At 64.4% G+C, this 15,729-nt stretch carries 11 protein-coding genes; 8 read left to right on the top strand and 3 right to left on the bottom strand.

Going from position 1 to position 15,729, the window contains the following annotated elements; all coding sequences use genetic code 11:
• Positions 1-51 precede the first annotated feature (51 nt).
• Positions 52-1,122 carry a Bug family tripartite tricarboxylate transporter substrate binding protein gene (locus BOH68_RS05500; RefSeq protein WP_077372635.1) on the top strand — a complete coding sequence of 357 codons (1,071 nt, stop codon included), beginning with the start codon at positions 52-54 and terminating at the stop codon, positions 1,120-1,122.
• Positions 1,123-1,172: 50 nt separating this feature from the next.
• On the opposite strand, the gene BOH68_RS05495 is transcribed toward BOH68_RS05500, so the two are convergent.
• Complete coding sequence (locus BOH68_RS05495; protein ID WP_077372632.1) at positions 1,173-2,753, bottom strand: MFS transporter; 1,581 nt, start codon at positions 2,751-2,753, stop codon at positions 1,173-1,175.
• A 392-nt stretch (positions 2,754-3,145) separates the two neighbouring features.
• Here BOH68_RS05495 and BOH68_RS05490 point away from each other — a divergent pair, with 392 nt between their 5' ends.
• Genes BOH68_RS05490 through BOH68_RS05480 form a run of 3 tightly spaced genes read left to right on the top strand, consistent with a single transcriptional unit; the run spans position 3,146 to position 6,089 of the window.
• On the top strand, positions 3,146-4,132 hold the full coding sequence (locus tag BOH68_RS05490; RefSeq protein WP_077372629.1) for a Bug family tripartite tricarboxylate transporter substrate binding protein: 987 nt from the start codon (positions 3,146-3,148) through the stop codon (positions 4,130-4,132).
• Positions 4,132-4,569: a tripartite tricarboxylate transporter TctB family protein gene (locus BOH68_RS05485; RefSeq protein ID WP_077372626.1), complete on the top strand. Its 438-nt coding sequence runs from the start codon at positions 4,132-4,134 to the stop codon at positions 4,567-4,569. The genes BOH68_RS05490 and BOH68_RS05485 overlap by 1 nt, the downstream gene beginning before the upstream one ends.
• Positions 4,569-6,089: a tripartite tricarboxylate transporter permease gene (locus BOH68_RS05480; protein ID WP_077372623.1), complete on the top strand. Its 1,521-nt coding sequence runs from the start codon at positions 4,569-4,571 to the stop codon at positions 6,087-6,089. The genes BOH68_RS05485 and BOH68_RS05480 overlap by 1 nt, the downstream gene beginning before the upstream one ends.
• A 91-nt stretch (positions 6,090-6,180) precedes the next feature.
• Here BOH68_RS05480 and BOH68_RS05475 read toward each other — a convergent pair whose 3' ends face one another.
• Positions 6,181-6,849: a helix-turn-helix domain-containing protein gene (locus BOH68_RS05475; RefSeq protein ID WP_170877353.1), complete on the bottom strand. Its 669-nt coding sequence runs from the start codon at positions 6,847-6,849 to the stop codon at positions 6,181-6,183.
• Positions 6,850-7,027: 178 nt separating this feature from the next.
• Here BOH68_RS05475 and BOH68_RS05470 point away from each other — a divergent pair, with 178 nt between their 5' ends.
• From BOH68_RS05470 to putP, 4 genes are all read left to right on the top strand, one after another.
• Entirely contained in the window at positions 7,028-7,393 is a 366-nt protein-coding gene (locus BOH68_RS05470; protein WP_077372617.1) for a hypothetical protein, read from the top strand.
• Complete coding sequence (locus tag BOH68_RS05465) at positions 7,393-8,151, top strand: AraC family transcriptional regulator (protein WP_077372614.1); 759 nt, start codon at positions 7,393-7,395, stop codon at positions 8,149-8,151. Before BOH68_RS05470 ends, BOH68_RS05465 begins: the two co-directional genes overlap by 1 nt.
• 408 nt (positions 8,152-8,559) lie before the next feature.
• A complete protein-coding gene (gene putA / locus BOH68_RS05460) occupies positions 8,560-11,850 on the top strand; it encodes a bifunctional proline dehydrogenase/L-glutamate gamma-semialdehyde dehydrogenase PutA (RefSeq protein WP_103751368.1) in 3,291 nt (1,096 codons plus the stop codon).
• 470 nt (positions 11,851-12,320) lie between these two features.
• Entirely contained in the window at positions 12,321-13,802 is a 1,482-nt protein-coding gene (gene putP, locus BOH68_RS05455) for a sodium/proline symporter PutP (protein ID WP_077372611.1), read from the top strand.
• A 102-nt stretch (positions 13,803-13,904) separates the two neighbouring features.
• Here putP and BOH68_RS05450 read toward each other — a convergent pair whose 3' ends face one another.
• Positions 13,905-15,632: a glucosyltransferase domain-containing protein gene (locus BOH68_RS05450; protein WP_456821155.1), complete on the bottom strand. Its 1,728-nt coding sequence runs from the start codon at positions 15,630-15,632 to the stop codon at positions 13,905-13,907.
• Between the last annotated feature and the right edge of the window lie 97 nt (positions 15,633-15,729).

Raw genomic sequence — 15,729 nt, 5'->3', positions numbered from 1 at the left:
TGGCTGACATAACCATAACGATCGACGCTGAACACCCAAGGACACCCTGCCATGTACGCCACCTTGCCTGCCCGCCGCACCTTGCTGCGCCGCCTGCATTCTCGCCTTGCTGCGCCTCATCGTGCCGGCGCCCTGCCCGCTGCCCTGCTGCTGAGTCTTGGCCTGATGACACCATTGAGCGCCTCCGCCGAGGAAAGCGCGGCCGATGACGTTGCCCCCAGGGGCAAGACTGAATGTATCGCCCCCGCCAAGCCCGGTGGCGGCTGGGACTTCACCTGTCGCAGCGTGGCACGCCTTCTCGATGAGGAGAATCTGATTCCCGCCGGCATGCAGACACTGAATGTGCCCGGTGCCAGCGGGGGTGTTGCCTTCGCGCACGTGAAGTCAAAACGCCATGACGATGAGCAGGTCATCGTGGCGGCCTCCAGCGCCACCACCACTCGCCTGGGGCAGCACGCCTATCAGGACGGCAAGGTGGACGACGTGCGCTGGCTGGTGACGCTGGGCGCGGATTACGGCGTGATCGCGGTGGCCGCGGACTCTCCCTACCAGACCCTCGGCGACCTGATGAGCGCCATGCAGGCAGACCCCAAATCAATCCGCTTTGCCGGGGGAGATGTCGCGGGCGGCTTTGACCACCTCAAGGTGCTGATGGCCGCACGCGAGGCGGGAATCGAGAATCTGCGCGCCCTGCCCTATCTGGCCTATGACTCCGGCTCCGTGGCCATCACCCAGGTCATGGGCGGCCACCTGGAGGCCTTCACCGGCGACATGACCGAGGCCCGCGGCTTCGTCGAGTCAGGCCATCTGCGCCTGCTGGCCGTGTTCAGCGAAGAGCGCCTGCCCGGCCAGTACGGCGACATTCCCACCGCACGCGAACAGGGCATCGACGTGGTGGCCCCCAACTGGCGGGGCTTCTATCTGCCGGGTGGCGTCTCCGATGCCGCCTTTGCCTGGTGGGAGCAGACCCTCAACCGCATGGCGGATACGCCCGAGTGGCAACAGGTGATGCAGGACAACGGCCTGATGCCCTTCCACAAGTCCGGCAAGGCGCTGGAGACCTTCATCACCCGCCAGGTGAGCGATGTGGAGCAACTGTCGCGTGAGCTGGGCCTGCTGTGACGGCCTGTCGTCGCAGATAAGCGTGAGACGCGTCCCTCACTGAGCGGACCTCAAGGCGTGGAGGGCGGCCACTGGGCCTTGAGCGCGTCGTGAGACGTAGATGTCTGCCACGCCGGCTCGTCTGATCCCCCCGCTGCGGCGGAGTCTGTCCTATCTGACTTCGCTGCGGCGGGGTTTTTTCTGCCGTCTCTCTGATCAATAATGCTCTGCTCAATACCGCTCTGATCAATAGTGCTCTGATCAGCAGCGCCCTGAATGTCCACTGGCGTCTCATTGGCCGCAAAGGCCTCATCGAGAGCCTCTTCCAGCGCCTCCTCGAAAGTTTCCTCCAGTTCATGTTCGAAGGCCTCTTCCTGTGCGGCCGCTTCAGCTGCCGCCAGCGCTTCCTGCTCGTCCTCGGCATGTTCATGCGCCCACTCCACCGCCACTTCCACCGCCATCGGTGACGCTGTCGGCAGGATATTCAGATAGCTGTCGGTGTCCGCCAGCGGCACTCTCGCCTTCTGGGTGACCTGATAGAGCGCATACAGCGAGATGGCCACGAAGGTGACGGCCAGCACCAGCCAGAAGGCATGGGGGTCGAGCATCTCCATCGCGCCCCCTGCCGCCAGCGGTCCGAGGATGGCGCCGAGTCCGAAGGAAAAGACCAGCCCGCCCGAGGCGCCCGGCATCTCCTCAGCAGACAGCGAGTCATTGGTGAAGGCCAGCAGCAGGGCATACAGCGGCGTGGTCACCCCACCGGCGAGGAACGCGGCGGCGATCAACGGCCACAGGGCATCTCCCGCCATCCAGCCCAGCGCGCAGGACGCTGCACCGGCGGCGGCCAGAATCCCGATCAGCACTCGGCGATCCATGCGGTCCGACAACCAGCCGATGGGGGTCTGCAGAACCAGTGCGCCGGCGAACAGCGTGGCGATGAACAGCGCGATCTGAGCCCCCGAGAGGCCGATCTGGGTGCCGAATACCGCGCCCATCCCCGACTGGGTGGCGTAGACGCTACCGAGCAGAAAGATGCCGATGGCCCCCAGCGGCGAGGCCCGGAACAGCTGACCGAATGACATGGCCCGCGAGACTTCCACCACGGGCGCCACGACCGCCGACAACAGGATGGGGCCGAAGGAGACCGACACGAGAATGGAGGCGCAGATGAACAGCACGGAAGTCGCGGCATCTCCCAGCGTCAGCAGGCCCTGGGCCCCGATGATGCCCAGGGTCTGCGCCATCATGTAGGCCGAGAGCACCTTGCCACGGGTCTCGTTGCTGGCCGCCGCGTTCAGCCAGCTTTCCGCCGTCACATAGATGCCGGACATGCAGAAGCCGATCAACATGCGCAGCAGGGTCCAGGCCCAGGGCTCAGTGAGCAGTGGCAAGGCGATCAGTGCCGCCGAGATGAAACTGCCCAGCGCGGCGAACACCCGCACATGTCCGACCCGCTGGATCAGCACCGGGGTATAACGTGCCCCGGAGAGAAACCCCACGAAGTAGCCCGAGGTGACGATCGCCAGCTCCGCCGAGGAGAACCCCTCGATGGCGCCACGCAGGCCGATCAGCGTGAAGTGCATGCCGTTGCCGAGCATGATCAGCACGATCCCCAGCAACAACGCCCACACTCCCCCCAGTACCTTGACCATGACGCCTCCTGTTCCTTGCCCCTCGCTCGTCGTCAGGCGATGGCGGGCTTCGGCTACACGCTAGCCCTCGCCAGCCGGCGCTGCAGTTGCTGCAACGCCGCATGAGGTCTCATTCACGACATGCCATGCCGTCATGACCGACCGCAGGACAACGTCGAAGTCCCTTCGATGCACCGCCCTGGTGCAGGGAGGCGTCTTTCGACCAAGGTCGGTGCGACGAATGGTGATCTTGCGAGGCAGGGCCGAGGGGACTAATTTCACCATACAGAATAAAGTTCTGCCTTACAGAACTGTAAGGTTGCTGACAGGAAACCGGGAGACGAAGCCCGCCACTGTCCTGCCAGCGCAAAGAGTGCATACCAATAACAAGCTCAACGACATCAGAGGTCGCCATGACACGCCATCTGTCTCTCAAACTCCTGACCGCCGCGGTGGTCACCGCCATGTCCGCCCAGGCCCTCGCCTTCGAGCCCAAGGGCAAGGTCGACTGCATCGCACCGGCAGACCCGGGCGGCGGCTGGGATTTCACCTGCCGCAGCGTCGGCAAGCTGCTGTCTGATCTCGAATACGTGCCAGGCAACGTCCAGACCATCAACATGGCCGGTGCCGGTGGTGGCGTCGCCTTCGCCCATACCGTCTCCAAGCGCGCCGGTGATGAGCAGCTGCTGGTGGCCGCGTCCACCGCGACCACCACGCGTCTGGCTCAGGGTCAGTTCCCGGGCATGAATCAGGATCAGGTCAACTGGATCGGCGCACTGGGCGCGGATTACGGCGCCATCGCCGTCTCCAAGGACTCGCCCTACAACACCTTGAGCGAGGTGATGGAGGCGCTGAAGAAAGACCCGAAATCCGTCAAGTTCGCCGGCGGCAGTGCGGCAGGCGGCTGGGATCACCTCAAGGTACTGATCGCCGCCCAGGCAGCCGGTGTCGAGAACCTGCCCAAGGTCTCCTACCTGTCCTACAACAACGGCGGTGAGGCGATTACCCAGGTCGTCGGCGGCCACGTGCAGGCCTTCACCGGTGACATCTCCGAGATCCAGGGCTTCATGGAGTCCGGTGATCTGAAGGTACTGGCCGTGCTCTCCGAAGAGCGCCTGCCGGGCAAGCTGGCTGACGTCCCCACCGCACGCGAGCAGGGGATCGATGCCGTCGCGCCCAACTGGCGTGGCTTCTACATGCCGGCCGACATCAGCGATGACGCCGAGCAGTACTGGACCACGACATTGGACAACGTCTACACCAGCGATGAATGGAAGGACGTGATGGCCAAGAGCGGCCTGATGCCGTTCCACAAATCGGGTGCCGAGTTTGATGCCTTCGTGAAGGCGCAGATCAAGGACATCCAGACGCTCTCCAAGGACATTGGGCTGATTCGCTGATGAATGACCGCATCTTTGGTCTGCTGATGCTCACCCTGGCCGTCGCGTACGGCTGGGGTGCCCAGCAGTTCCCCGAACCCTTCGGTGGGGCCGAGTCCATCGGTCCTGAAACCTTCCCTACCGTGCTGTCCATCGTGCTGGGCCTGAGCAGTCTGTACCTGATCCTGCGGCCTGACCCTGACCAGCACTGGCCGTGGAGCCGCACCGGCGCCGAGATGGTGCTGGCGATCGTGATCCTGTGCCTCTACACCGCGCTGCTGGAGCCGCTGGGCTTCATCGTCACGACCACCGCTGCGGTCGGCACCCTGTGCTGGCGCATGGGGGCCACGCCGCTCAAGGCCTATGCCACGGGACTGGTCGGCGGCATCGTCGTCTTCGCCCTGTTCAATTTCGTGCTTGAGCTACCACTGCCGCTGGGCATTCTGGAGGTGGCGTAATGGAAAGTCTTGGCTTCTTGATGCAGGGCTTCGGCATCGCCCTGCAGCCAGAAAATCTGATGTTTGCCGTGTTGGGTGCCTTCCTCGGTACCTTGATCGGCGCCCTGCCGGGTCTGGGCCCGGCCAATGGCGTGGCCATCCTGATTCCGCTGGCCTTCACCCTGGGCCTGAGCCCGGAGACGTCGCTGATCCTGCTGACCTCGGTCTACGCCGGTGCCATGTACGGCGGGCGCATCTCCTCGATCCTGCTCAACATCCCGGGCGATGAGCCGGCGATGATGACCTGTCTCGACGGCTATCCGATGGCCCAGAAGGGCAAGGCCGCCGAAGCGATGGCCATCTCGGCGATCGCCTCCTTCATCGGCAGCCTGATCGCCACCATCGGCCTGATCGTGATGGCACCGTGGCTGGCCAGCTTCGCGCTGACCTTTGGCCCGGCGGAGTACTTCGCGCTGTTCGTGCTGGCCTTCGCCACCCTGGGTGGCATCACCGGCAAGAACCCGGTCAAGACCCTGATGGCGGCGGCCATCGGCCTGATGATCGCCACCGTCGGCATCGATGCCTCCACCGGCACCCAGCGCTACACCTACGACATTCTCGAGCTGTATGAAGGCATCGACTTCATCATCGCCATCGTCGGTCTGTTCGCCATCTCGGAACTGCTGTTCTTCATCGAGCAGCACGCCGGGGAAGGCAAGGCGATGATCGCGATGAACAAGATGACCCTGAAGCTCAAGGACATCGTGGCCATCCTGCCGACCGCCTTCCGTGGCGGGGTGCTGGGCTTCATTTCCGGCGTGTTGCCGGGCGCCGGGGCCTCGCTGGGCAGCTTCATCAGCTACACCCTGGAAAAGAAGATCATCGGCAAGAAAGGTCACTTCGGTGAAGGGGACCCGCGTGGGGTCGCCGCACCGGAAGCCGGCAACAACGGGGCGGCCTCCGGTGCCCTGGTGCCGATGCTGACACTGGGCGTGCCCGGCTCCGGTACCACTGCGGTACTGCTGGCGATGCTGATCTCGCTCAACATCACCCCGGGACCGCTGATGTTCTCCCAGCACGGTGACATCGTGTGGGGCGTGATCGCGGCACTGCTGATCGGCAACGTCATCCTGCTGTTGATGAACATTCCGATGGTCGGCATCTTCGTCAAGCTGCTGTCCGTGCCGCCCAAGTACCTGCTGCCGGTGGTGACGATGGTCGCCTTCGTCGGCATCTACTCCATCAGCCACTCCGCCTTCGACCTGTACTTCATGGTCGCCTTCGGGGTCGCCGGCTACTTCCTGCGCAAGCTGGACATCCCGCTGGTACCGGTCATCCTGGGCATGCTGCTGGGCCCGGAGATGGAGAAGAACCTGCGTCACGCCATGCAGCTGTCCGACGGCGACTGGACCATCCTGATCGGCAGCCCGCTGGCCGTGACCCTGTGGTGCATCGCCATCGCCGGCCTGCTGCTGCCGGTGATCGTCGGCCCCATCCTGCGTCGCCGCATGGGGGCCGCCAAGGCCGCCACCGACGCCTGAGGCAAGCGCTTCCTGCAAAGGGAAGACGGCCAACCACACGACGCCCCCGCCGGTTACCCGGCGGGGGCGTCGTGTCATTCAGCCCTCCTCTTCACCTGGCGCTCTGCTGCCACTCCTGCATCAGCTGCCGTGCCTGGCCGGGCGTCAGGCGAGCCGATGGTCCGCTGAGCATGATGACTTCCGCCGGGGCCAAGCCCTCATCGTGATGCGGGGCGACGCTCACGGCCAGGGCTGCCACCGTCAGCCCCGCAGCCTCACCGACCTCGATCTCGCCACTGTCGATGCAGTGATGCAGCAAGGCGGATAGCGCCTCCTCGATCCATTCCCCCTCCTCCAGCTGATGGCGCAGCGGCGCCTCACTGACGCGAACATAGCGACAGATCGCCTGCCGGGGGCGGGTCAGCCCCTCGACGGGACGCGCCTGCGCAGCCGGGCCATGCTCGACCAGCAGCAGGCTGGCCGTCTCACCACTGGCCGCATGCAGGCGTGCCAGCCAGCCACGCTGCAGGGTCTCGCGGGCATCGAGTCCGGGTGCCAGCTCGGCGAAGCGCCCAAGCGCCGCGCCGATGGCATAGATTCCATGGCTGTCACGCGTCACGTAGCCGAAATGCTCGAGCGAGCCCATCAGACGCAGAATCGTGCTCTTGTAGAAACCGCTGGCCTGGGCCAGCTCGTTGAGCGTCAGACGAGGCGTATCGGGGGTGAAGGCTTCCAGCAGGGTCAAGGCACGCTCGACCGCTTCCACGCGTTGATTGGCCATGATTCGGCATTCCCCTTGGATGGACGGGTCACTCATGACCCTGCGGATGTCGCGAGAATCATGCCATATCGTTCTGTCAGACAGAACATCACCCGACACGCCGGACTGACGATGGCGCCGGACAGGCGTGGTAGAATGCCCCATCATTCCCTCGGCTCTGCCCGCACAAGGTTCGCTCATGACCATCTTCATCATTACCTTCGTGGTCTGCCTGATCGTCAGCGTCGGCACTGTCGCTCTGCTCATGATGTCGCGCACGCCGCGATTTCGTACCGATTTCAGTGATATCGCCCGCGTGCTGGATCAGGCGGTCAGCGGCGAGATCAACGAGAACGAGTGGCATAGCGTGATCGGCTACCCGATTCGTCATGATGAATATCTGGAAAGCCTGCGCCGCCGCTGTCAGGGCATCTTCGACAAGCACGCCAGACCCTGGCAACTGGCGCAGGGCGGCGCGCTGTTCTCCCGCGAGGGCCGTGAGGAACTCAACGTCCTGCTGGGGCACCTGCGCGCCCGCACGGGCGTAGCGGAGACCCGCGCCTGATGGTCAACAGCGAGATGCGCCTGATCCCGCTTTCCAACCTGCGGGAACACCATGATCACAGCTACCACCAGCTGGTGATCGGGCTGGATGGGCTGGCCGAATTCGAGATCGAGGGCCAGGGCGGCGAGATTCGCCCCCTGACCGGCTGTATCGTGCCGGCAGACCACGTGCACTACTACGCGGGTATCGGCGAGAATCGCCAGTTGATTCTGGATCTGCCGGATGACGCGCCCTATCTGACCGGTCAGCATCGTGACCTGAAGCGTCTATTCGAGCGCCCGCGCTTCTTCACGCTGGATACCCGGCTGCGCGGCTATCTGGAGTTCATGCTCGCCGAGGTCAATGACTACCAGCAGGCCCCCGGCGACCTGCTGGCTGCCACCTTCCTCGCCTGTCTCAACTCGCGTATCGCCGAGCCGATGAGCGCCCTGAACGGCACCGGCCGCCAGCTGGATCTAGTCGCCCTGAACCGCTTCATCGATGCCAACCTGCATCGCCGACTGAGCGTGGCGGATCTGGCACGTCAGTCCCACCTGTCCGAACAGCATTTCAGTGAGCGCTTTCGCGTGTTGACGGGGCTTTCGCCCTATCAGTACCTGCTGCGCCGCCGCCTGGACGAAGCGCGCCATCTGCTGGACAGCAGCGACCTCTCCCTGTCGCAGATTGCCGAGCGCTGCGGCTTCGCGAATCAGAGCGCACTCTCGCACGCCTTCCGCAAGCACCTCGGTTTCCCGCCTTCCGCACTGCGCAAGTCCTGAACGCCCCCACCCAGCGTCTCCCGATCGCAAGCTCTGACCACAAGCGCTGAGCGCCAGCGCTGATCACAAGCCCTGAACGCAAGCCCCGGCCAGGGGCGCTGTCCTTAGAGCGTGACCGGCAGGGATCTGACACAGGACACTCCGACCTTGGTCTAACAAGTTCACAGCAATTGACGTCATGCTTTTCGACGAAGGTCGCAGATGGCGGCAGGTTTCCTGCCACGCCCGTGGATTTGACACGCGCAGCCGAGAAATTGGAAAGACCCGCCCCCCTGCACCACCCTACATTCACCGGTATCCAACAAGACGTGCCGATGTCCCGCCCGGATGCGCCTCGCATCACCTTCGCGCATCGTGCCCGGCAATCCTATCTGGCGTAATGCCACCCAGCAGCAGGGGGTTTGCTCAATGACCACCGTCACTCCGGCCGTTCCGGCCACTACCCAGCCGTCCGATTCCCTCAAGGAAACGCCGCGTACCGCTTGCCCGCTGGGCGAGACGGTGCTGCGTGCCGACGAGATTCTGGCGCCGAATACCTGGCAACGCGATCCGAGCAAGCTGTTCTCACGGGTCAGCGACCACTATCTGGTCGACGAAGATGGTTTCGTGGCTGAGCTGGTCAAGCTGCTGGACGTCAACGATGCCGACATCAAGCGTGTCGGTGACAAGGCCGCGGAGCTTGTCCGCGAGATTCGCACCATGGACACCGCCGTCGATTCCATCGACGAGCTGCTGCAGCAATACAGCCTCGACACCCAGGAAGGCGTGCTGCTGATGTGCCTGGCCGAGGCGCTGCTGCGCATTCCGGACAAGGACACCGCCGATGCGCTGATCGAGGACAAGCTGGGCGTGGCCGACTGGAAATCCCATCTCGGCCAGAGCGAGTCCTGGTTCGTCAATGCCTCCACCTGGGGCCTTCTGATGACCGGCAACGTCATCAAGATGGATCTGCCCAAGAATGACGGCAAGCCGGCGACCTTCATCAATCGCATGGTCAACCGCATGGGCGAGCCGGTCATCCGTCGCGCCATGTATCAGGCCATGAAGATCATGGGCAAGCAGTTCGTGCTGGGCCGTGACATCAAGGAAGCGCTCAAGCGCTCCCAGCCGCAGTTCGAGAAGGGCTACACCTACTCCTATGACATGCTCGGCGAAGCCGCCTGCACGCGTGCCGATGCCAAGGGCTACTTCGATGACTACGCGCGCGCCATTCGCACCGTGGGCGAGACCTCTCGCAAGCTGAAGGCCGCGACGCCGTCACCGTCGGTCTCCATCAAGCTGTCCGCCCTGCACCCGCGTTATGAATTCGGCCGTCGCGAGCAGATTCTGGAAGAGCTGGTCGCCAGCGTGCGCGAACTGGTCAGCATCGCGCGCGAGCTGGAAGTCGCCATCACCATCGATGCCGAAGAGGTCGATCGCCTCGAGCTGTCGCTGGAAGTCTTCCGCGCCGTCTACGAGAGCGACACCTGCCGCGGCTGGGGCAAGTTCGGTCTGGTGGTGCAGGCCTACTCCACCCGCGCTCTGCCGACGCTTCAGTATCTGAACCGCATCGCCGACCTGCAGGGTGACGAGATCCCGCTGCGCCTGGTCAAGGGCGCCTACTGGGACAGCGAGATCAAGGAATCCCAGGAGCTGGGGGTCGACGGCTATCCGGTCTTCACTCGCAAGGCCTCCACCGATGTCAGCTATCTGGCCTGCGTGCGCTTCCTGCTGTCCGAGAACACCCGTGGCCGCATCTATCCGCAGTTCGCGACCCACAACGCTCACACCATCAGCACCATTCTGGACGTGGCCAACTCAGGCGAGACGCGCCAGTTCGAATTCCAGCGTCTGCACGGCATGGGCGAGGCGCTGTACGACGCCGCCCTCAAGCGCGCTCCCGAAGGGACCTGGTGCCGTATCTATGCGCCGGTCGGTGCCCACAAGGACCTGCTCCCCTACCTGGTGCGTCGCCTGCTGGAGAACGGTGCCAACTCTTCCTTCGTCCACCAGCTGGTCGACCCGCGCGTGCCGGTCGAGAGCCTGTGCGTTCACCCGGTCACCACGCTCTCCCAGTTCAAGACCTACCACAATCCGCGTATCGCCTTGCCGCCGCATATCTATGGCGAGGGCCGTCGCAACTCACGCGGCATCAATCTGAACATCAACAGCCAGTACCAGCCGCTGATGGACGAGATGGCCAGGTTCATGGACAGCACCTACGACGTGCGTCCGCAGCTGGCCTTCGATGTCGACGCCAATGCCGAACGACGTCAGGCCGTGACCTGCCCGTTCGATCGCCGCGTCACCGTGGGCCACGTGCAATGGACCAGCGCCGATGAAGCCTCCCGCGCCATCGACGCCGCCTGGGCCGCCTTCCCGCGCTGGGAGATGACCCCGGTCGAGGAGCGTGCTGCCATCCTCGAGCGCTTTGGCGATCTGATGGAAGCCCATACCGCGGAGCTGATGACCCTGTGCTCCCGCGAGGGCGGCAAGCTTCTGACCGATGGCATCGCCGAGATTCGCGAAGCCGTCGACTTCTGCCGCTACTACGCCAACCGTGCGCGTGCCGACTTCGGTGCCCCCACCGTCCTGCGTGGCCCGACCGGCGAGCACAACGAGATCGTGCTGGGCGGCAAGGGCGTGTTCGCCTGCATCAGCCCGTGGAACTTCCCGGTCGCGATCTTCTGCGGTCAGATGGTCGCCGCGGCCGTCACCGGCAACACCGTGGTCGCCAAACCGGCCGAGCAGACCTCGCTGGTCGCGCACCGTGTCGTCGAGCTGCTGCGTGAAGCCGGCATGCCGCGAGATGTCGTGCAGCTGCTGCCGGGCGATGGCCCGACCGTGGGCAGCGTGCTCTCCAGCGACCCGCGCATCACCGGTGTCTGCTTCACCGGCTCCACCCAGACAGCCCAGATCATCAACCGCTCTCTGGCGGCACGTGAGAATGCCCCGCTGCCGAGTCTGATCGCCGAGACCGGTGGCCTCAACGCCATGATCGTCGACTCCACCGCCCTGCCGGAGCAGGTCGTCAATGACGTGGTGCAGTCCGCCTTCCAGAGCGCCGGGCAGCGCTGTTCCGCCCTGCGTGTGCTCTACGTCCAGGAAGATGTCGCCGAGCGCGTCATCAGCCTGCTCAAGGGCGCGATGGATGAGCTGAAGATCGGCGATCCGCGCGATCTGGGCACTGATGTCGGCCCGGTCATCGATGAAGAGGCACGCGCCGGTCTGCTCAAGCACATCGAGGAATATCGTGCCCAGGGCCGCGTGGTGGCGGAAGCCAGCATGGACCCGGCGCACACCGCCGAAGGCACCTTCGTCGCGCCGATCGCGCTGCGCATCGACGGCATCGACAGCCTGGAAAGCGAGCAGTTCGGGCCGATCCTGCACATCGCCACCTGGAAAGGCGGCGATATCGACAAGGTCATCGATACCATCAATGGCCTGGGCTATGGCCTGACCTTCGGTGTGCATTCTCGAAACGAAAGTTTTGCTAATGCAGTTGCACAGAAAATTCGTGTTGGTAATGTCTACGTCAACAGGAATATCATCGGCGCAGTGGTGGGTGTACAGCCGTTTGGTGGTCAGGGCTTCTCCGGAACCGGTCCGAAAGCCGGCGGCCCCCACTACCTGCACCGTTTCGCCACCGAGAAGACCCGTACCATCAACACCACGGCACTCGGCGGCAACGCGTCTCTTCTGGCCATGGGCGACGAATGATCGGCGCTATCGCCGGTGACGGGCTCGGCATGACGGGCCTGCACGACGAGTAGCATCGGTCCCGCCTGACAGAGGACTGCATGCCGGACGTGCATGAAGTAGTCAGGCAATGGGCATCAGGACGATGCCTGGCACACCCTCTCTGCAGCACGGGGGGTGTGCTTCGGACACCGACAGGGATGCCACTTGGCAGACAGGCCGATTGACTGGCCTGCCCGCCAGGTGCCCTGCGGTGTCCGTTGCCGTTCTCCTGCTTGATTCGACGGCGACATGCGGGGACGGAGAGGCTTCAGATGATTCGTTTATGCGCTAGTCTGAACATATACAGAATGGCACCAGCCCTTGCAGGACGGTGACATTCGGTAGGTGCTCAGGGCCATGGCGGTGATGCACCAGGCGGTGCCATCTCCTCCGGGATTATCGGAACGCTCGACGTCCGACAACAATAAATGCAAAGGATTTACTCCACGATGGTCGAAAATAGCCCCACAATTCTCATCACGTTTGCCGTCTATCTGGCGGTGATGCTTGGCATCGGCCTGCTGGCCTACAAGCGCACCTCCAACATGTCGGACTACATCCTGGGCGGCCGCTCACTGGGCCCCTGGACCTCCGCGATTTCCGCCGGCGCCTCTGACATGTCCGGCTGGCTGCTGCTGGGCCTGCCGGGTGCGGCCTACCTCAGTGGTCTGTCCGCTGCCTGGATCGGCATCGGCCTGCTGGCCGGTACCTGGCTCAACTGGCTGATCGTCGCCAAGCGCCTGCGTATCTACAGCTTCGTCGCCAGCGACTCCCTGACGCTGCCGGATTACTTCGAGAAGCGCTTCCGCGACAACTCCAAGATGCTGCGTGTCATCTCGGCCGTCTTCATCCTGCTGTTCTTCCTCTTCTACACCAGCTCCGGTCTGGTGGCGGGCGGCAAGCTGTTCGAGACCGTCTTCGGCCTCGACTACACCATCGCCGTGACCGTCGGCACCATCGCCATCGTGTCCTACACCTTCTTCGGCGGCTTCCTCGCCGTGTCGTGGACCGACCTCATCCAGGGTCTGATGATGGCCGCCGCGCTGATCGTGGTGCCCATCGTCGCGCTCACCGACATGGGTGGCGTGGCAGAAGCGAGCTCGCGCATCACCGCCGAGAACCCGCTGCTGCTGGAATGGTTCCGTGACGCCTCCACCGGTGAAGCCCTGACGCTGGTCGGCATCATCTCGTCACTGGCCTGGGGTCTGGGCTACTTCGGTCAGCCGCATATCCTGGCGCGCTTCGCGGCCATCCGCAGCGAGAAGGATGTCGGCACCGCACGCACCATCGCCGTCATCTGGTCAGCCCTGGGGCTGTTCGCCGCCATCTGCATCGGCCTGCTGGGTCTCGTCTATGTGCCGAAGGATCTGGCCGACAGCGAGAAGATCTTCATGGTCATGGTGAACTTCATCTTCCACCCGGCGGTCGCCGGCGTGCTGCTGGCCGCCATCCTGGCTGCCGTGATGTCCACCGCCGACTCCCAGCTGCTGGTGTCTTCCTCTGCGCTGGCCGATGACTTCTACAAGGCACTGTTCAAGAAGGACGCGACCCAGTCCGAGCTGGTGTGGGTCGGTCGCTTCGCCGTGATCGGCATCGCCATCATCGCGTGGGTGCTGGCACTGGACCCGAACTCCAGCGTACTGGGCCTGGTGTCCTACGCCTGGGCCGGCTTCGGCGCGGCCTTCGGTCCGGCGCTGATCATGTCGCTGTACTGGCGTCGCATGAACCGCTTCGGCGCTCTGGCCGGCATCATCGTCGGTGGCGTGACCGTGGTGGTCTGGAAGCAGCTGTCCGGTGGCATCTTCGACCTCTACGAGATCGTGCCGGGCGTCATCTTCGCCTACATCGCCATCTACGTGGTCAGCATCATGACCGCAGCGCCGAGCGATGAGATCACCGACGAATTCGAACAGGTCGAGAACCACGCCTGATCGAACTCGGCAGCATGATCTGCCGTGAGACACGACAACGCCGCCCCTCGGGGCGGCGTTGTCGTGTCTGGATAAGCGCCTGGGCAAGCGTCTGGACGCACGTCAGGGTCTCACGTCTGCTCGGCGACAGTTCTCGGCGGTGCGAAAGTCGATCACCCAGACACCCTCCCGCAAGGTCTGGGTGAAGATTCTCGGCGATCCCCCCTCATCTCCCGGGGCATCCACTGTCGCGCGCTCGTCACAGACAGGCGGCTCCTTGATACTGGCCTTGCGCTCATCATCGCGCAGCAGGGTCGCCGCACTGGCACCGGCCATGCGCAATCTCACCACAGCCCAATAGTTGTCAGGCGTGAAGGCGGCGATCAGGTTCTGGCGCACGGCGGGCACCTGGCGCTCAGCGACCCGCGCCAGCGGTGCCAGCGGCGCCTTCCCCAGCACCTGCACCGCCAGCTCGTCATGGGGCCGATAGGTGTCGCGGTCACGTGGTGAGGTGATCGGCAGTCCCAGCTCACGTGCCTGGGTGACGATCTCACGCGCCAGCTGGGTCTCATGGGCCTGCTGGGCGGCCAGCGCATTGCTCCAGGCCGCGAAGATCAACCAGTGACGCAGCAACAGCAGTGCCGCCACCCCCAGCAGACAGCGCCGCAGCGTGAAGCGCTCGGAGCCTCTCGCCTGCCGGCCCGCCAGGCTCAGCATCAGGGCACCGCCCAGCAGTGCCCCCCAGCCCACCAGGGTGCGCGAGTGAAAGACCGGCTCCGCCAGCATCAGCATCGGCCCCCACAGTGCAGGAATCAGCAGCAACGCCCACAGCAGACGACTCAGACGCTCCAGCGTCAGCTGGCGCGAGGATACCTGGCGAGCGTCATGCCGCCGGCCTGCTGTCATCAGCGCCGCCCCCAGCGCTACCACCAGCAGGCTGCCACTCAGTGCCCCGCTGACGAGATCCAGTCCGCCACGCAGGGCGGCAAGTGCCTGTGCGAGATGCTGCTCCAAGGCGGCCAGCAGTGCCGGGAGATCCCCCAGCGACAGCATCTCGCCGTGCTGCTGGCTGTAGTCGCCCGCCACCAGCAGTCGTGACAGCGGCAGGTAGAGCAGCAAGGCAGCCAGCACCAGTCCGCCGCGCTGCAGCAGCGCAAGCCAGGCGCACCATACCGATTCACTCTGTTCGGTCTTTCCCTCTTCGAACTTCCTCTCTTCGGTATTTCTCTCTTCAGCCTCTCTCCTTTCGACCCCGCGCGGGCGCGACCCCATCAGGGCGTCCAGCAGGCTCAGTACCAGAAAGACGTTCAGCGCCGGCTGGTAGCAGCACAGGGCCAGCAGCAGCAATCCCAGCGCCATCAATGAAGGTTGCCAGCGGCGCTGCGAACGTTGCACCGGCCCGTGGACACCCGGGCGCAGGATCAGGCTGGCCAGCATCGCGCTGGCAAGCCCGAGACTCATCGGCAGGCTGTCGTAGGCATAGCTGAAGTTCTGCAGCGTGAAGGGTGTCAGCCAGATGAGCGCATTGCCCAGCACGCAGACGCCCGGCGAGAGTCCCGGCACCCGACGCCACCAGACCAGCGCCATACCGGCCGCGATGCCCCAGGCCGCCAGCTGCGGCAAGGGCGCGACATTGACAAGCTCTCCCCCGAAGCCCAGCAGGCGCATCACGCCTTCCGCGGCCGGCCGGGCATTCAGCCCCCATCCGAAGTAGCCATCCAGGGTACGACTCATGTCATCCAGATAGAGGGCCTGCTGGCTTAACAGCGGCACGAGCCCGATGCCGAGCACGGCCAGGCTGGCAAGCAGAAGGCGCCACGCCTGGCGACGTTGGCGACGAGTCAGATCCATGATCATGTACAAGAGACGACACTCCCGGTCCTGGAGGATGAACCACTGCCACACTCGAGAGTAGCTGACTCGCGCCACAAAAGAACGCCACCCGAAG

It is taken from the genome of Cobetia sp. MM1IDA2H-1, from assembly GCF_002916775.2.
In the GTDB taxonomy this organism is placed as follows: Bacteria; Pseudomonadota; Gammaproteobacteria; order Pseudomonadales; family Halomonadaceae; genus Cobetia; species Cobetia marina.
The sequence above is the reverse complement of the archived record's forward strand: the minus strand, read 5'-3'. Positions and strand labels throughout refer to the sequence as shown.